At 40.2% G+C, this 18,654-nt stretch carries 16 protein-coding genes; 13 read left to right on the forward strand and 3 right to left on the reverse strand.

Annotated elements, in window-relative coordinates; translation table 11 throughout:
- Positions 1–138: 138 nt before the first annotated feature.
- Positions 139–840 carry a response regulator transcription factor gene (locus SK578_RS06125; protein ID WP_042751184.1) on the forward strand — a complete coding sequence of 234 codons (702 nt, stop codon included), beginning with the start codon at positions 139–141 and terminating at the stop codon, positions 838–840.
- Positions 837–1,715 carry a sensor histidine kinase gene (locus SK578_RS06130; RefSeq protein WP_042751185.1) on the forward strand — a complete coding sequence of 293 codons (879 nt, stop codon included), beginning with the start codon at positions 837–839 and terminating at the stop codon, positions 1,713–1,715. Before SK578_RS06125 ends, SK578_RS06130 begins: the two co-directional genes overlap by 4 nt.
- Positions 1,716–1,754: 39 nt before the next feature.
- On the opposite strand, the gene SK578_RS06135 is transcribed toward SK578_RS06130, so the two are convergent.
- The 3 genes from SK578_RS06135 to SK578_RS06145 all read right to left on the reverse strand — a co-directional run bounded on the left by SK578_RS06135 (position 1,755) and on the right by SK578_RS06145 (position 4,377).
- Positions 1,755–2,507: an ABC transporter permease gene (locus SK578_RS06135; RefSeq protein WP_042751186.1), complete on the reverse strand. Its 753-nt coding sequence runs from the start codon at positions 2,505–2,507 to the stop codon at positions 1,755–1,757.
- Positions 2,508–2,517: 10 nt separating this feature from the next.
- Positions 2,518–3,426, reverse strand: coding sequence for an ATP-binding cassette domain-containing protein (locus tag SK578_RS06140; RefSeq protein WP_042751187.1), 909 nt, complete (start codon positions 3,424–3,426; stop codon positions 2,518–2,520).
- Positions 3,427–3,567: 141 nt separating this feature from the next.
- Positions 3,568–4,377 (reverse strand): Cof-type HAD-IIB family hydrolase, encoded by an 810-nt coding sequence (locus tag SK578_RS06145; protein WP_000593604.1) that lies wholly within the window; start codon positions 4,375–4,377, stop codon positions 3,568–3,570.
- 117 nt (positions 4,378–4,494) lie between these two features.
- On the opposite strand from SK578_RS06145, the gene rexB reads away from it, so the two are divergent.
- From rexB to SK578_RS06200, 11 genes are all read left to right on the forward strand, one after another.
- Entirely contained in the window at positions 4,495–7,770 is a 3,276-nt protein-coding gene (gene rexB / locus SK578_RS06150) for an ATP-dependent nuclease subunit B (protein WP_042751517.1), read from the forward strand.
- Positions 7,767–11,417 carry a helicase-exonuclease AddAB subunit AddA gene (addA, locus tag SK578_RS06155; RefSeq protein ID WP_042751188.1) on the forward strand — a complete coding sequence of 1,217 codons (3,651 nt, stop codon included), beginning with the start codon at positions 7,767–7,769 and terminating at the stop codon, positions 11,415–11,417. The genes rexB and addA overlap by 4 nt, the downstream gene beginning before the upstream one ends.
- A gap of 17 nt (positions 11,418–11,434) precedes the next feature.
- Positions 11,435–12,613, forward strand: a complete 1,179-nt coding sequence (locus SK578_RS06160) for a hypothetical protein (protein WP_042751189.1) — start codon at positions 11,435–11,437, stop codon at positions 12,611–12,613.
- Between the two features lie 188 nt (positions 12,614–12,801).
- Positions 12,802–13,653 carry a ribosome biogenesis GTPase YlqF gene (gene ylqF, locus SK578_RS06165; protein WP_042751190.1) on the forward strand — a complete coding sequence of 284 codons (852 nt, stop codon included), beginning with the start codon at positions 12,802–12,804 and terminating at the stop codon, positions 13,651–13,653.
- Complete coding sequence (locus SK578_RS06170) at positions 13,640–14,419, forward strand: ribonuclease HII (RefSeq protein WP_042751191.1); 780 nt, start codon at positions 13,640–13,642, stop codon at positions 14,417–14,419. The genes ylqF and SK578_RS06170 overlap by 14 nt, the downstream gene beginning before the upstream one ends.
- Positions 14,420–14,435: 16 nt before the next feature.
- The gene (locus SK578_RS06175) at positions 14,436–15,986 is read left to right on the forward strand and encodes a ClC family H(+)/Cl(-) exchange transporter (RefSeq protein WP_042751192.1); all 1,551 of its coding nucleotides are present in this window, start codon (positions 14,436–14,438) and stop codon (positions 15,984–15,986) included.
- Positions 15,987–16,159: 173 nt separating this feature from the next.
- Positions 16,160–16,594 (forward strand): hypothetical protein, encoded by a 435-nt coding sequence (locus SK578_RS06180; protein ID WP_080709983.1) that lies wholly within the window; start codon positions 16,160–16,162, stop codon positions 16,592–16,594.
- 407 nt (positions 16,595–17,001) lie between these two features.
- On the forward strand, positions 17,002–17,436 hold the full coding sequence (locus SK578_RS06185) for a hypothetical protein (protein WP_042751193.1): 435 nt from the start codon (positions 17,002–17,004) through the stop codon (positions 17,434–17,436).
- The gene (locus SK578_RS06190; protein WP_042751194.1) at positions 17,436–17,792 is read left to right on the forward strand and encodes a hypothetical protein; all 357 of its coding nucleotides are present in this window, start codon (positions 17,436–17,438) and stop codon (positions 17,790–17,792) included. The genes SK578_RS06185 and SK578_RS06190 overlap by 1 nt, the downstream gene beginning before the upstream one ends.
- Before the next feature lie 41 nt (positions 17,793–17,833).
- Positions 17,834–18,277: a hypothetical protein gene (locus SK578_RS06195; protein ID WP_042751195.1), complete on the forward strand. Its 444-nt coding sequence runs from the start codon at positions 17,834–17,836 to the stop codon at positions 18,275–18,277.
- Positions 18,277–18,621: a hypothetical protein gene (locus SK578_RS06200; protein ID WP_042751196.1), complete on the forward strand. Its 345-nt coding sequence runs from the start codon at positions 18,277–18,279 to the stop codon at positions 18,619–18,621. Before SK578_RS06195 ends, SK578_RS06200 begins: the two co-directional genes overlap by 1 nt.
- Positions 18,622–18,654: the final 33 nt, after the last annotated feature.

Here is an 18,654-nt window from a genome sequence, read left to right on the forward strand (position 1 = left end):
TAAGGATACTAGGTCATCTAGCAAGTGGATTTTATATTTTAATCCTCTAAGGCTTTCTCGCGCTTTGATGCGAGGAGCTTTTCTGTTTAAGCTTTATCAATAAAACATGCTATAATAGTTGCAGAAAGGTTGGTGTTTATGGCTAGGATATTGGTTATTGAAGACAATAGTGACATTCAAGAAATTTTGCGAACACTTCTCACTGAGGAGCATGAGGTGATTCAAGCCTTTTCTGGTACAGAAGGAATCATGCGTTTTGACCAAGGTGGGATTGACCTCGTTTTGCTAGATATCATGCTTCCTGGAAAAAATGGGGATCAGGTTTTAAAAGCTATCAGGGAACAAAGCCAAACTCCAGTCATTATGCTAACGGCTTTGAGCGATAAAAAACTTATCAGCCAATACCTTTTAGACGGTGCCAATGATTACATAGTGAAACCTTTTGATTTGGATGAAGTCTTTGCAAGAGTTACTGTTCAGTTACGCCAAAGTGTAGAAAAACAGCCTATGGAAATAGAAAAAACTGAAAATCTGCCACAAAACTTGAAAAATATCCAGTTTGATGCAGAAAGTTTTGAAATCAAAAATAGCCAGGAAACGATTCGCCTTGCTAAGAAAGAATGTTTGATTCTCCAAACTCTCCTTAAACATCCTAAGAAAATTTTTACCAAGGAAGAACTTTATGAATTGGTCTGGGAGGATAGCTACCTACCTGGAGATAATACTCTCAATACGCATTTGAGTAATCTTCGTAAAAAATTAAACCAGCTTGACCCCAATCAAGAATATATTGAAACCATCTGGGGAGTTGGGGTAAGATTAAAAGGAGACAAGCAATGACCTACATGATAATCTTTGTTCTACTGGTACTCCTAATTATTTTATCGATTGCATTGATTCGCTACCATCTAGCACTTAAAAACTTGAGTCAACAGATTGAAGACAAGATTATCACGGGTAGTATGAAAAGAGTCGGGGTTAGCATTTTTTCCAAACATTTTTTACATCTCTACCAGCAAATTGAGAATCTATTTCAGGAAGTAGAGCAATCTCGATTGGTTATGAAAAGGGAAAAGCAGACTCTGGATATGGCCATCAGCAATATCGCCCATGATATTCGGACCCCTCTGACTATCGCGTCAGGCTACACCCAACAATTGATAAAATCTCCTGAAGACAAATCAGAAACCTTACAAAAAGTAGCCCAGCATCTTGATTTAGTTTCTAAACGTTTGGAGGCTCTCCTAGAATATCGTCGTTTGATGGAAGGAGCTGTCAAACCGAAACTGGAAGAAGTGGATTTTTCAGCTTTTATCACCAAAAAGACTCTGGCTTATTATGATGTTTTTCAGGCGGCAAATATCACGCTTGATTTTAAAGTTGAAGCTGGTTTAAAAATGAGGACTGATGAAGATTTACTGGATCGCATTTTACAAAATCTGCTTGGAAATGTCCTCAAACATGGCAAGGAAGAAGCACGTCTATCTTTGAGAAAGGAAAAGGAACAGCTTGTCTTAGAGATTGCAAACCTTGTTAAACAGCCCATCAAAAGAATAGAAAATCTCAGCAACCGTTTTTATTCTGAAAATCTATCTGATACGGAAGAATCCTCTGGTTTAGGCCTTTATATCACTGAGGAATTATGCCATCTTCTCGGTGCAGAGATGAAACTAAGCACAGATGGGCAGTGGTTGTCGGTTTTCATTTACTTTTAACGAAAAGAAACCTCCTCTGTAGGCTAGAGGAGGTCTTTTTTATAGACTTTTCTTTTTGAAAACTGCCAGTCCACTTAGATTAAAGATTACAATAACAGCTAAGGTAACTATAAGGGTATAGAAAATGGATTCACTATTAGCAGTCATAGCATAGGGAAAACGCAAGGATAAATATGGTAAAAATTTGATATCTGGAAAAATGATCATTGGCATAGAAAGGATGATAGAGCTGACCAAATATCCAATAAATACTGCAAGATAAGAATGAGTCAGGTAGAGAATAAAGGAAATAATGGAAAGCCAAGCGAGTAGGCATAGAAATTGAAGGAAAATCATTAAGAGGAGATTGGCAATAAAACCATCAGGCATCGTACCAAGTCCGTTCAGTAGAGTTGAGGGAACAAAAGCAATCACAAGGCTGGCGATGAGTTGCAAGAGAGCGATGCTTGCTAGTACAAAGGATTTAGCGAAGAAAAACTCTGTACGAGAAACGCCAACTGTCAAACTATTTTTATAAAGCTTGCCGATTAGATCGACCCCAAGAACTAAACATGTTAGAATAATGCAGAGAAAAACAAGGTTTGAATCATTGCTAGACGCATTGATAAGAGCTTGAATACCGTCCCAACCATGGGTTGAAATTTCTGGTTTTTCTGTCTGGATTGCCATCAGATGGCCTGTAGCCCCGATAGTGGCACCCAGTAGCAAGAGGACAAAGAGAATGAATTCTGTAATCCAGAATCCTTTGGAGCGGAAAAGACGGTAAAAGTCTGCTTGAATGGTATGTATCATGATTTTCCTCCTATTGGACCAATTGAGTGAAGTATTCTTCTAGGTTTTGACGGGCATAGTAAATCTCGTCAATGGCAACATCTGCCAAGGTTAATTCCTTGAGAATCTGTTTGACATCTTGTTCCTGACCAAAGATATGGATTTCATTTTCTGGATTAACAACCTTGAACTGGAGCTGGATTTGTTCTTTCAATACTTGACAAGCTTTCTCTTGATCAGCTGTCTTAAGAACAATGTAATCCTCACTTAGTGTTTCAAACTCAGCTTTGCTGATTTCACGGATAATCTTGCCTTGATCTAAAATACCAAAACGATTAGCTACGAGGTAGAGTTCTGACAAGATATGGCTAGAGATGAGAATGGTGATCCCTTTTTCTTGATTGAGCCGTTGAATCATTAGACGAAATTCTTTGATACCGATTGGGTCGAGACCGTTGATAGGTTCATCTAAGATTAGGAAGTCTGGTTTAGATAGAAGGGCAATGGCGATACCAAGTCTTTGTTTCATTCCTAGCGAGAAATCACGAAAGACTTTCTTACCTGTATCTGCCAAACCTACATAGTCCAGGGTTTCTCGAATGACTTGATCAGCATTTGGAATATGACGAATCATGCAGTAATATTTCAGGTTTTGATAGGCTGTTAAGTGATTATGAGCTACAGGTGATTCGATAACTGAACCTACTCGAGATAGGGCCTTGGTCCACTCATTTTCCGATTTACTAGAGAAGAGGGAAACTGTTCCTTTATCCGCAAAGAGTAGTTGCGTAATGATTTTTATCAAGGTGGTTTTCCCAGCTCCGTTCTTCCCGATAAGTCCATAAATATCTCCCTCTCTTATCGTTAGATGAAGATCCTGAAGGATAGCTTGTTTGTCGAAGTTTTTGGACAATCCATGAATGTCAAGTACTGTTTTCATGATTCTCTCCTTTTGATTTATTTTGTTAACTTTAGTATAAAGCATAGAAATCAAAGAAAGCTCAAGGATTTCTAAAGAGTTTCTAAAGTTTTAGGAATTCTTAAATATCAAAACCCAGTTGACATGAACTGGGCTTCTTAATTATAAAATATATTTCTCAATGGCACGCGCAACGCCGTCTTCTTCGTTGCTTGTTGTAACGTCATCAGCTAGGGATTTGACATAATCGCTGGCATTTCCCATTGCAATCCCAAGGCCTGCAAACTGGAGCATTTCGATATCGTTATTGGCATCACCCATGGCCATAATTTCTGATGGCTCAATCTTCAAAATCTCTGCTAGTCGAGAAAGAGCGGTAGCCTTTGTCGTACCAAGTGGCATAGCTTCATAAATGACAGGCTGCGAACGAACTCCACTGAATCGTTGACAGAGTTCTGTAGCAAAACGCTCTTCAAAATCGTCTGTTTGCTCCTCTGTACCTAAAAACATACCTTGGAACATACGATACTTGCCACTAGTTGCTTCCTCAAGGGAAATTTCAGTCAGGTCTGAGAAGACTAGGTCGGCATCATTTTGGATGACTTGATTGGGCTTGCCACCGAGGACAAAATAGTGTGTCTCGTCAAAAAGTGTCAACTGAACATCACTTTTTTCAGCTAGGTCATAGAGGTATTCAATGTCATCTGGACTGAGTTCTTGCCAATCAACCAGACTCCAATCACTGGTCTGGTGAGTTGAGCAACCGTTGTTAACAATCACATACTCATTCTGGAGATCAAGCCCCAGTTTTTTGTAGTAGGGGAGGACACCAAAAAGCGGGCGACCTGTACAGAGAACAAGTTTGACACCTTTTTCAATAGCTTGGTGAATAGCAGTAATGTGAGCTTGTGGGATTTCCTTGGCTTCATTGAGGAGGGTTCCGTCCATATCCAAGGCTAGTAGTTTAATCATAGGTCTTCCTTCTTTATCTTTTGGTATTATTATAGCATATTTTGGAGGAAAGGAGGAGGAATCTTCGGGCTAATCATGGTATAATAAAAGGTAATGAAAAATTCCAACGAGGCAGAGATGAAATTACTTTATACTGATATTCGGACTTCTTTGACTGAAATTCTAACCAGAGAGGCGGAGGAGCTAGTTGCTGCTGGCAAGCGGGTCTTCTACATCGCTCCAAACTCTCTTTCTTTTGAAAAGGAACGCGCCGTGCTGGAATGCTTATCCCAGCAGGCTTCTTTTGCGATTACCGTCACGCGCTTTGCGCAGATGGCTCGTTATCTGATTTTGAATGATTTGCCTGCCAAGACCAGTCTTGATGATATTGGTCTTGGGATGGCCTTTTATAAGTGCCTTGCGGAACTTGACCCCAAGGCCTTACGTGTTTATGGTGCTATTAAGCAAGATCCTCAGTTTATCCAGCAGTTGATTGAGCTGTATCACGAAATGACGACTGCTCAGATGAGTTTTTTAGACTTAGAGAGTTTGACGGATGAGGACAAACGGGCAGATTTACTCTTGATTTTTGAGAAAGTAACTGCCTATCTCAATCAAGGTCAGTTGGCCCAGGGAAGTCAGTTGTCCCATTTGATTGAAGCTATTGAGAATGACAAGGTAAGTAGTGATTTTACTCAAATCGCCCTGGTCATTGATGGATTTACCCGTTTTTCTGCCGAAGAAGAGCGGATTGTGGATTTACTTCATGGCAAAGGTGTTGAGATTGTCATCGGGGCTTATGCTAGTAAGAAAGCCTATGCCAGCCCTTTTAGCGAGGGTAATCTCTACCAAGCCAGTGTGGACTTTCTCCATCATCTAGCCTCTAAATATCAAACACCTGCTCAGGATTATTCTCAAACTCATGAGAAGATGGATAGTTTTGATAAGGCCTCTCGTTTGCTGGAGTCTTCTTATGACTTTTCAGAATTCACCTTGGATGTCGATGAGAAGGACCGTGACAACTTACAAATCTGGTCTTGCTTGACGCAAAAGGAGGAGTTGGAATTGGTAGCCCGTAGCATCCGTCAGAAATTACATGCCAATCCAGACCTGAGCTACAAGCATTTTCGTATTCTATTGGGAGATGTGGCTTCTTACCAGTTATCCCTTAAAACTATTTTTGACCAGTATCAGATTCCTTTCTATCTTGGTAGAAGCGAATCCATGGCGTACCACCCTTTAACTCAGTTTGTCGAGTCTATTTTAGCTTTGAAACGCTATCGTTTCCGTCAGGAGGATTTGATTAACCTTCTCAGAACTAGTTTGTATACCGACCTTAGTCAGCCTGATATTGACGCATTTGAGCAATATATCCGCTATCTTGGTATCAATGGCTTACCAGCCTTTCAGCAAACCTTCACCAAATCCCACCATGGAAAATTTGATTTGGAACGTTTAAATGCTCTTCGTCTGCGTATTTTATCCCCTCTTGAAACCCTATTTGCCAGTCGAAAACAGAAGGCTGAAAATCTCTTGCAAAAGTGGAATAGCTTTCTAAAAGAAGGTGCAGTTACCAAACAGTTGCAAGATTTGACAGCCACTATGGAAGCTCTTGAACAGGAAAGACAAACTGAAGTTTGGAAGGCATTCTGTCATGTTTTAGAACAATTTGCGACCGTTTTTGCTGGTTCACAAGTTAGTCTGGAGGACTTCCTAGCCTTGCTTCATTCTGGTATGAGCCTATCTCAATACCGTACCATTCCAGCGACAGTGAACACCGTTCTGGTGCAGAGTTACGATTTGATTGCTCCTCTGACAGCTGACTTTGTCTATGCCATTGGGCTGACTCAGGATCATTTGCCAAAAATTGCGCAAAACACCAGTCTATTGACAGATGAAGAGAGACAAAACTTAAACCAAGCGACTGAAGAGGGAGCGCAATTACTGATTGCCAGCAGTGAAAATCTCAAAAAAAATCGCTATACTATGCTTTCCTTGGTCAATTCTGCTCGTAAGCAGTTGGTCTTGTCGGCTCCAAGTCTGTTTAACGAAAGTGAAAGTAAGGAGTCAGCCTATCTTCAAGAGTTGGTTCATTTTGGATTTAGTCGGAAAGAGAAGAGAATGAATCACAAAGGGCTGTCTAAGGAAGATATGGGGTCATATCACAGTCTTTTGTCTAGTCTGGTTGCCTATCACCAGCAGGGCGAGATGAGTGAGACTGAGCAAGATTTGACCTTTATTAAGGTTCTAGCTCGTGTCATGGGTAAAAAACTAGACCAGCAAGGTTTGGAAAATCCAGCCCTCCCAACCAGTCCAAGCAGTAAGCAGTTGACCAAGGATACCTTACAGGCTCTCTATCCAGCTGACAAGGAATTTTACCTGTCTACCTCTGGTTTGACGGAGTTTTACCGTAACCAATACAGTTATTTCCTCCGTTATGTTTTAGGTTTGCAGGAAGAATTGCGCCTGCGTCCGGATGCTCGTAGTCATGGGAATTTCTTACACCGCATTTTTGAACGCGCCTTGCAGTTGCCTGACGAAGATTCCTTTGACCAACGTCTAGAACAAGCTATCCAAGAAACCAGTCGGGAACGGGAATTTGAAGCTATTTATCAAGAAAGTTTGGAATCCCAGTTTACCAAGGAAGTTTTGCTTGATGTTGCACGGACGACTGGACATATTCTCCGACACAATCCAGCCATCGAAACAATCAAAGAAGAGGCGAACTTCGGGGGTAAAGAGCAGGCCTTTATTCAATTGGACAATGGACGCAGTGTCTTTGTACGAGGTAAGGTGGACCGGATTGACCGTTTGAAAGCTGATGGAGCGATAGGGGTGGTAGACTACAAATCCAGTCTGACTCAGTTCCAGTTTCCTCATTTCTTTAATGGGCTTAATTCCCAGTTGCCAACCTATCTAGCTGCCTTAAAAAGAGAAGGGGAGCAGAACTTTTTTGGTGCTATGTACTTGGAAATGGCTGAGCCTGTTCAATCTCTGATAACCGTTAAAAGTCTTGCAGGAGCAGTATCAGAAGCCAGCAAGTCTATGAAATACCAAGGACTCTTTTTAGAAAAAGAAAGCAGTCATTTGGGTGAATTTTACAATAAAAATAAGGCCAATCAGCTGACGGATGAGGAATTTCAGCTCCTACTGGACTACAATGCCCATCTTTACAAGAAAGCAGCTGAGAAAATTTTAGAAGGTCAGTTCGCCATTAACCCTTATACTGAAAATGGCAGAAGTATTGCACCGTATGTTCAGCAACATCAAGCCATCACAGGATTTGAAGCCAATTACCACTTGGGCCAAGCCCGTTTTCTAGAAAAGTTGGACTTGGCTGACGGCAAGCGTCTTGTCGGAGAAAAACTCAAGCAAGCTTGGTTTGAAAAAATAAGAGAGGAGTTGAATCGATGAAGCCTATTCCCTTTTTAACTGAGGAGGAGATTCAAAAACTGCAAGAAGTAGAAGCAAATTCGAGCAAGGAACAAAAGAAAACTGCTGAGCAAATTGAAGCCATCTATACTTCTGGTCAGAATATCCTCGTTTCAGCATCAGCTGGTTCTGGCAAAACCTTTGTCATGGCAGAGCGTATTCTGGACCAATTAGCGCGTGGTGTGGAAATTTCTCAACTCTTTATCTCTACCTTTACCGTCAAGGCTGCCACAGAGCTTAAGGAACGTTTGGAGAAAAAAATCAGCCAACAAATCCAAGAAAGCGATAACGTTGACCTCAAACAACACTTGGGTCGCCAGTTGGCAGACCTACCCAACGCTGCCATTGGAACCATGGACTCTTTCACACAAAAATTCCTCGGCAAACATGGCTATCTACTTGATATTGCGCCTAATTTCCGTATTTTACAAAACCAAAGCGAGCAACTTCTTCTAAAAAACGAAGTCTTTCATGAGGTCTTTGAAGCCCATTACCAAGGTAAACAGAAAGAGATCTTTAGCCATTTGCTGAAAAACTTTGCTGGGCGAGGCAAGGATGAAAGGGGGCTGCGCCAGCAAGTCTATAAAATCTATGACTTTCTCCAATCCACCAGCAATCCTCAGAAATGGTTAAATGAATCTTTTCTCAAAGGCTTTGAGAAATCTGATTTTACCAGTGAAAAAGAAAAACTAACCGAGCAAATCCAGCAAGCCCTTTGGGATTTGGAAAGCTTTTTCCGTTATCATCTGGATAATGATGCCAAGGAGTTTTCAAAGGCTACCTATTTAGAAAATGTTCAGTTGATTCTGGATGAAATTGGCTCCTTAAATCAGGAGTCCGATAATCAGGATTTTCAAGTAGTGCTTGCGCGTGTTGTCGCAATTTCGAAAGAGAAAAATGGTCGAGCTCTGACTAATGCCAGTCGCAAGGCTGATTTGAAGCCACTGGCCGATGCCTACAACGAAGAGAGAAAGACCCAGTTTGCTAAACTAGGACAACTAGCAGACTGGATAACAATTCTCGACTATCAAGAACGTTATCATGGAGACACTTGGAAACTAGCTAAAACCTTCCAATCTTTTATGAGTGATTTTGTAGAGGCCTATCGTCAGCGTAAACGTCAGGAAAATGCCTTTGAATTCGCTGATATCAGCCATTACACCATTGAGATTTTAGAGAAATTCCCGCAAGTCCGTGAAGCTTATCAGGAACGTTTCCATGAAGTCATGGTAGACGAGTATCAGGATACCAACCATATTCAAGAACGGATGCTGGAATTGTTGTCTAATGGCCACAATCGCTTTATGGTGGGAGATATCAAGCAGTCCATCTACCGTTTCCGTCAGGCAGACCCGCAGATTTTCAATGAGAAATTCCAACGCTATGCGCAAAATCCCCAAGAAGGAAAGCTGATTCTCCTGAAGGAAAATTTCCGTAGTAGTTCAGAAGTGCTGTCAGCAACCAATGATGTTTTTGAGCGTCTTATGGACCAAGAAGTCGGTGAAATCAACTATGATAACATGCACCAACTTGTTTTTGCCAATACCAAACTGACTCCTAATACTGAGAACAAGGCAGAATTTCTTCTCTATGATAAGGATGACACAGGTGAGGAAGAAGAGAGCCAAGCAGAAACGAAATTAACTGGTGAAATGCGCTTAGTTATCAAGGAAATCCTTAAACTACATAAGGAACAAGGTGTTGCCTTTAAAGAAATCGTCCTTCTGACCTCCAGCCGCAGTCGTAATGACCAGATTCTTCTCGCCCTGTCTGAGTACGGAATTCCTGTCAAAACTGACGGAGAGCAAAACAATTATCTCCAATCCCTAGAAGTGCAAGTCATGCTAGACACCCTTCGCGTCATTCACAATCCTCTTCAAGACTATGCCTTGGTTGCCCTTATGAAGTCTCCTATGTTTGGCTTTGATGAGGACGAGTTAGCACGTTTTTCCCTTCAGAAAGCAGAGGATAAAGTCCACGAAAATCTCTATGAGAAACTAGTAAATGCTCAAAAACAGGTAAGTAGCCAAAAAGTCTTGATTCACTCAGCTCTAGCTGAGAAACTAAAGCAATTCATGGATATCTTGGCTTCTTGGCGCTTGTATGCCAAAACCCACTCCCTCTATGACCTGATTTGGAAGATTTACAACGACCGTTTTTACTACGATTATGTTGGGGCTTTGCCAAATGGTCCTGCTAGACAGGCCAATCTCTATGCCCTAGCACTGCGTGCTGATCAATTTGTAAAGATCAATTTCAAGGGCTTGTCCCGCTTTATCCGTATGATTAACCAAGTTTTAGAAGCCCAGCACGATTTGGCAAGCGTGGCTGTCGCACCGCCAAAAGATGCAGTAGAGCTCATGACCATCCACAAGAGTAAAGGGCTGGAGTTTCCTTACGTCTTTATTCTCAATATGGATCAAGATTTCAACAAGCAAGACAGCATGTCAGAAGTCATTCTCAGCCGTAAAAACGGTCTAGGTGTCAAGTATATTGCCAAGATGGATACAGGAGCAGTCGAAAATCACTATCCTAAAACCATCAAACTCTCCATTCCTAGTCTGACCTATAGGCAGAACGAAGAGGAATTACAGCTGGCAAGCTATTCAGAGCAAATGCGTCTGCTTTATGTTGCTATGACACGGGCTGAGAAAAAGCTCTATCTTGTCGGCAAGGGTTCTCGTGAAAAGCTGGAAGCCAAGGAATACCCAGCAGCTAAAAATGGAAAACTAAACAGCAACACTAGACTTCAAGCAAGGAATTTCCAAGACTGGATTTGGGCTATCAGCAAAGTGTTTGCAAAGGACAATCTCAACTTTAGTTATCGTTTTGTTGGAGAAGATAAGTTGACCAGAGAAGCTATCGGAGAGGTGGAAAACAAGAGCCCTTTACAAGATAGCTCCCAAACAGACAATCGTCAGTCAGAAACCATTAAAGAAGCTCTTGAAATGCTGAAAGAGGTGGAAGTTTATAATACTCTTCACCGCGCAGCCATTGAACTTCCTAGTGTTCAAACCCCAAGTCAAATCAAGAAATTCTACGAACCAGTTATGGATATGGAAGGTGTCGAGATTGCAGGTAAAGGTCAGTCAGTAGACAAGAAAATCAGCTTTGATTTGCCAGATTTTTCAACCAAAGAAAAGGTAACAGGAGCTGAAATTGGTAGTGCTACCCACGAACTCATGCAGAGAATTGACCTCAGCCAGCGACCAACGCTTGCTAGCCTGACAGAAACTCTCAAACAAGTTCAAACCAACCCAGCTGTCAGAGACAAGATTAATCTTGCGAAAATTCTTGCATTCTTTGACACAGAACTCGGTCAGGAAATTCTTGCTAATACCGACCATCTCTATCGAGAGCAACCTTTCTCCATGCTCAAACGAGACCAAAAGAGTCAGGAAGACTTTGTTGTCCGTGGTATCCTTGATGGCTATATTCTTTACGAAGACAAAATTGTTCTTTTCGACTATAAGACAGACCGCTATGATGAACCAAGTCAACTCATAGACCGTTATCGTGGTCAGTTAACCCTATACGGAGAGGCTTTATCTCGAGCCTATTCAATTGTAAATATTGAGAAATACTTGATTTTACTCGGTAAAGACGAGGTTCAAGTTGTAAAAGTATAATCTAGAAAGGAGACCTCATGACACTTCCAGTTAGAAAATCCCTGCATGATGCAGTTTTACAGGCTTCAAAAGCTGATACTTGGGAAAAAGCTACCAAGGAATGGAATGAAGTTTCCTTGATTTTTAATGGTATTGGTCGTAGCAATTGTGTCTGTGGAAATGCTATCAAATACGCCTACGAACTCTTTAACGGTATCACAGGCCAACGCCTCTTTCCCATCGGTAGCGACTGCGTCAGACACTTTCATCGATTGAACCTTGACCAGCAACTGGAAGAGGAAGAAAAACTGCTCAGAAAGGTTGAAAATCTAACCAGAAAAGCTCAGAAAAAGGAAAAAATCAAAGTCAATAAGAGTGACTTTGACGAGCGTCTTCTAAAATGGCTCTGGGAAAAAGGTGTTTTTAAACCCAATCGTGGCAATCAGTTCTCACCTGAGAAAGACTACCAGCTCTTCCTAGAAGTCTTTCAAGGAGGAAGTTGGACCAAGGCAGAGCCCAAGAAGAAGGCTCGGATGGAAGAAGTCCTTGAAAAGTGTATCAAACCCTTTTTACTTGGCAAATCAGATGACCGACTCTACCTTGTCAAGCTAGGAAAGGAAAAAATTGACTACGAACAGGAACTCCGTATCCAGGCAGAGAAAGAGCGCAAGAAGAGGGATAAAATCGCCAAGCAGTATGCAGACAATCTAGTTCTAGCCATGGGCCCAGCAGAACGTGCCTATCAAGATTACTTTGGCTTTACAGAAACCCTGACCCAAGAAGAACGCAAGTGGGAGAAAATACTTTTTGGTAAAAATAGGACAGAACGGGCTGTCAAGGCCAAACAATACCAAAAAGAGTTGGAAAAAGACCAACGAATTGCTAGTCAGGATCCAATTGAAAGAAAGCAGAAGCAGACCTGGCTCCTCAATTCCTATTTTCGTGAGCTTCCTGAAGAAAAATCCAGATTTGCTCGAGTCTTATTAGAATATCGAAAAAGTGGAGAAGTCCCCTTTTCAACTGAATACCTGTCAGATCATCTGCTCGACTTTTTCTATAAAATGAAAGCCTTTGAGTTTGAAATCGCACCAGAACAAGTTCGAGATTTTCTAAAAGAAAGCCTCCAGACAGACATTCTATCCTCAGCACAAGAAAGTTGGATAGAAGGAATTCTAACAAATTGCATAGTCCCATTTTTATCTCGAATACTCATCTAAAACTAAATATATAAGACATAGAATTTTATATAGGGTTAATATATAAATTAAGTAGATTTGAAATCAGTCTTCCTTTAAAAAGTAGCTATTACAAATAAAAGCTTATGCAAAAAAGAATAATTTATGATAGAATAGAGGATAAGAAAGAAAACGTTTTTACAATTTTTTCAATCCGAAGGAGATATATTATGGCTACTATTCAATGGTTTCCTGGTCACATGTCTAAAGCACGTCGACAGGTGCAGGAGAATTTAAAATTTGTTGATTTTGTGACGATTTTGGTTGATGCACGCTTACCTCTATCTAGTCAAAATCCTATGTTGACCAAAATTGTTGGTGACAAACCAAAACTCTTGATTTTAAATAAGGCAGACTTGGCTGACCCAGCAATGACCAAGGAATGGCGCCAGTATTTTGAATCACAAGGAATTCAGACGCTAGCTATCAACTCCAAGGAGCAAGTGACTGTAAAAATTGTAACAGATGCGGCCAAAAAACTCATGGCGGATAAGATAGCTCGCCAGAAAGAACGTGGGATTCAGATTGAAACCTTACGTACTATGATTATTGGGATTCCAAACGCTGGTAAATCAACTCTCATGAACCGTTTGGCTGGTAAGAAAATTGCCGTTGTCGGCAATAAACCAGGTGTTACCAAGGGGCAACAGTGGCTCAAAACCAACAAAGACCTTGAAATCCTAGACACACCAGGGATTCTCTGGCCTAAGTTCGAAGACGAAACCGTAGCTTTGAAACTAGCCCTAACAGGAGCAATTAAAGACCAGTTGCTTCCTATGGATGAAGTGACCATTTTTGGTCTCAATTATTTCAAAAAACATTATCCAGAAAAGCTAGCTGAACGCTTCAAACAAATGAAGATAGAAGAAGAAGCACCTGTTATTATTATGGAGATGACACGTGCCCTCGGTTTCCGAGATGATTACGACCGTTTTTATAGTCTCTTCGTCAAGGAAGTCCGCGACGGCAAACTCGGTAACTATACCTTAGATACATTGGAAGACCTCGATGGCGACGATTAAAGAAATCAAAGAACTCCTTACTACTGTCAAGGACCTTGATAGCCCTATTTTTTTAGAGCTTGAAAAGGATAATCGCTCAGGAGTTCAAAAAGAAATCAGCAAGCGTAAAAAAAACATTCAAGCTGAATTAGATGAAAATTTGCGCTTGGAATCCATGCTTTCCTATGAAAAAGAACTTTATAAGCAAGGATTGATCTTAATTGCTGGTGTTGATGAGGTCGGCCGTGGTCCTCTTGCTGGGCCAGTAGTCGCTGCAGCCGTCATCTTACCTAAAAATTGTAAGATTAGAGGTCTCAACGACAGCAAGAAAATTCCTAAAAAGAAACACATGGAGATTTTCCAAGCCGTTCAGAATCAAGCTTTGTCAATCGGTATTGGTATCATGGATAATAGAGTCATCGACCAAGTCAATATCTATGAAGCAACCAAACTGGCCATGCAGGAAGCAATCTCTCAGCTCAGGCCTCAACCAGAACACCTTTTGATAGATGCCATGAAGTTGGAGTTGCCAATTTCACAAACCTCCATCATCAAGGGTGATGCAAATTCCCTTTCAATTGCAGCGGCTTCTATAGTAGCCAAGGTGACACGTGATGAATTGATGAAGGAATACGATCAGCAGTTCCCTGGCTATGACTTTACTGCTAATGCAGGATATGGAACAGCTAAACACCTAGAAGGACTTGAAAAACTAGGAGTTACCCCAATTCACCGAACCAGCTTTGAACCCGTTAAATCACTGGTTTTAGGAGAAAAAGAAAGTTAAGTTAGAAGGAATGATTATGGAGGAACAGTCAGAAACACTCAGCTCCAAGAAAGAATTTGCCTTTGCCTCAAGTACTATATTATCCCAAGTTGGACGAGGAATCATCGTCGGTCTTGTCGTTGGAATTATCGTTGGATCCTTTCGTTTCTTAATCGAAAAAGGCTTCCACCTGATACAAGGACTTTATCAAGATCAAGCGCACCTAGTGCGCAATCTTTTTGCACTGGTTTTATTTTACTTACTCATCTGCTGGCTCAGTGTGAAATTAACTCGGTCAGAAAAAGACATCAAAGGTTCAGGAATTCCTCAAGTCGAAGCCGAATTAAAGGGACTCATGACCCTCAACTGGTGGGGCGTACTTTGGAAAAAATATATTCTAGGAATTTTGGCTATTGCTAGTGGCCTTATGCTGGGGCGTGAAGGACCAAGTATTCAACTAGGAGCAGTCGGTGGTAAAGGAATTGCCAAATGGCTCAAATCCAGTCCAGTAGAGGAACGCTCCTTGATTGCTAGTGGAGCTGCCGCTGGTCTAGCTGCAGCCTTTAATGCACCGATTGCAGGACTTCTCTTTGTGGTAGAAGAAGTTTATCACCATTTTTCACGCTTTTTCTGGGTATCTACTCTCGCAGCTAGTCTCGTAGCAAACTTTATCTCACTGCTCATATTTGGCCTAACCCCCGTACTGGATATGCCAGACAACATCCCACTCATGACCCTAGATCAGTATTGGATATATCTCCTCATGGGAATTTTTCTCGGGCTTTCCGGTTTTCTCTATGAGAAATCTGTACTCAATGTTGGTAAAGTTTATGATTGGATTGGTCAAAAAATCCGTTTGGATAGAGCTTATTATCCGATTCTTGCCTTCATCCTCATCATACCAGTCGGAATCTTCTTACCCCAAATCCTTGGTGGTGGAAATCAGCTGGTTCTTTCCTTAACTGAGCAAGATTTTACTTTCCAAGTTCTATTAGTTTACTTTTTGATTCGCTTTGTTTGGAGCATGATTAGTTATGGAAGTGGCCTTCCAGGAGGAATTTTCCTACCAATTTTGGCACTTGGTTCCTTGCTTGGTGCCCTAGTTGGTGTCATTTGTGTCAATCTTGGACTTGTCAGTCAAGAGCAATTCCCTATATTTGTCATTCTAGGAATGAGTGGTTATTTTGGAGCAATATCCAAGGCTCCCTTAACTGCTATGATACTTGTGACTGAGATGGTAGGAGATATTCGTAATCTCATGCCACTTGGCTTAGTAACCCTAGTCGCCTACATCATCATGGATCTACTCAAGGGTGCACCAGTCTATGAAGCTATGTTGGAAAAAATGCTGCCTGAAGAAGCGACAGATGAAGGAGAAGTCACTCTCATTGAAATCCCTGTTTCAGATAAAATAGCAGGAAAACAAGTTCACGAACTCAACTTACCACATAACGTACTCATCACCACCCAAGTCCATAATGGCAAGAGCCAAACCGTTAACGGCTCAACCAGAATGTATCTCGGAGATATGATTCACCTAGTTATTCCAAAAAGTGAAATTGGGAAAGTCAAAGATTTGTTATTGTAGAAGTTTTTACATAATTTATGTTATGTTAAAACGAATTTCTTAATTAAATACACTAGAAAACCGATTCTCAGCAATGAGGTCGGTTTTTTCTTGTTAGAAATATTATAATATATTATAAAAAATGATTAAATTATTCTAGGTTATAGTATAATGAGAAAAGGAGGAAAGCTTAAATGAGTAATACTGGCATCAAAAAAAGTCATAAATGGCTTCTAATCGTTGTGTCACTCGCAATCATCACAGCAGGAGGTGTTTTTATGTTTTCTATGTTAGGGAGATCCCAAGAAGAGCGTCGGAATAGAGAGTATGAAGTTAGTTTGGTGAATGCTTTAAAGAATTCATATGAAGGGATTGAGGAGATAACAATTACGAACCCCTCGTACAGCTCAATTCCTTCAGAGGCTTGGGGGGCTGATGTGAAACTAAAATTTTTTGATGGAACATCTAAGGAACATGTTTTAGCTTTTGATATAAACTCGAATAAAATTAGGATCGGTGTATATAATAACGAAGATGAAGAATTTCAACATTTTCTAAATTCTAGACGAGGTTCTACTAAGTCAAAAGTTAAAGTTAAATATTCGAATGGTTCAGAAGGGGACCTATGATGAATAAATACATGTATACAGATAAACAACTTAATAAATTTAATCAAGGTCCGAATGTTTACAGTGTTAATACTTAGTTCGTACAACGTAAAGAAAATCGAACAAATATTGTTACTGCTAAATCAGATAACGAGTTAAAACAAGGTGAAATTAACACCATAACCACCTCCGATAATCAAGAATTCCGTGGTGTCGCCACTAAGTCTGACATTGAAACAGATTTTGATGGACTGGCGGTTTCACCTATTGTGAACGGCAAACCAGATTATAAAAATGTAGCCGTGATTGCTGCTGGAACCGATCCTGGGAGTCCTACTATGATTGACAGATGTAAAATAACTTTTTCTTATTATAGTGTAATATAGACTAATCTTTCTTATAGTATAATAAAAAGGAGAAAAGCTTAAATGAACAATTCCAGCAATAAAAAGAGTCATAAAAGGTTACTAATCGTTTTGTTACTCGCAATCATCACAGCAGGAGGTGTTTTTATGTTTAGCATGTTAGGGAAATCTCAAGAAGAACGTCGGAATAGAGAGTACGAAGTTAGTTTGGTAAATGCTTTAAAAAATTCTTATGACGGGATAGAAGAGATCAAGATTATGAATCCTGATTATACAAACCCACCAGGGTCATGGTCTTGTGATGTAGAAATCAAGTTCAAAGATGAAAGAAAAATTAAGTATGGGATTGGATATTCTTTAGACACTGAGGAAATAACTGATGCTTCGTTGGAATGGGAAGGAAGAATAAAAGATAGACAATTTTTGAATGAAAACAAGGGTAAAACCACTTCGAAAATCAGGGTAACTTATTCTGATAACGACGAAGGAGAGCAATAATGACATTTAATTATACAGATAAACAGCTTAATAATTTAAATAGAGATAATGGGGTTTACAGTGTGAATTCAGAGTTTGCTAGACGAAAATATAAAAAGCTTGTTGTTAATAAACCCGATTCTGAATTAGCTAGCTATGAAACCAACACTATAACTACCTCCGATGGTCAAGAATTCCGTGTCATTGCGACTAAGTCTGACATTGAAACAGGTTTTGATGGACTGGCAGTTGCGCCGGTTGTCAACGGCGAACCAGATTATAAAAATGTAGCCGTGATTGCTGCTGGAACCGACCCTGGGAGTCCTACTATGATTGACAGATGTAAAATAACTTTTTCTTATTATAGTGTAATATAGGCTAATCGTATAGTATAATAAGAAAAAGGAGAACAACTTAAATGAATAATTCCAGCATTAAAAAAAGTCATAAATGGATATTAATCGTTGTGTCACTCGCAATCATCACAGCAGGAGGTGTTTTTATGTTTAGCATGTTTGGGAAATCCCAAGAAGAGCGTCGAAATAGAGAATATGAAGTTAGTTTGGTGAATGCTTTAAAGAATTCCTATGAAGGGATTGAGGAGATTAAAATTTCCAATCCAGAATATACAACCCCTCCGGGCGACTGGTCTTGTGATGTAAATATTCTATTTTCAGATAAAGTAAAAATAGAATATCGTGTAGGCCACTCTTTAAATGAAGTTGAAAATTATAATGGTTTTGTTAATGGAAAAACAAATAAAGAAATAAATGACCAGTGGGAAATATTGAATTCTCATAAAGGGAAAACAACATCTTTAGTTACTATATATTATTCGGATAACGAAAAAGGAGAACAGTAGTGGTTTTCACTTATACAGATAAACAACTTAATGAATTAAATCAAGGGAAAAATGTTTATAGTTCCAATCCAGAATATGCCAAGCGAAAGGGTTACAAAATTGTTACTCCTTCGCCTAAAAATAAAGGTGAAACAAACACCATAATATCCGATAGTCAAGAATTCCGTGTTGTCGCCACTAAGTCTGACTCAGGAACAGGTTTTGATGGTTTGGCGGTAGCTCCTATAGCCAATGGCAAACCGGATTATAAAAGTATAGCCGTGATTGCTGCAGGAACAGATCCTTGGAGCCCTACTGAGATTGATAAATCTGAAATAACTTTTCCTTATTATAGTGTAATATAGACTAATCTTTCTTATAGTATAATAAGAAAAAGG

Source organism: Streptococcus mitis (assembly GCF_000722755.1).
GTDB lineage: Bacteria > Bacillota > Bacilli > Lactobacillales > Streptococcaceae > Streptococcus > Streptococcus mitis_CM.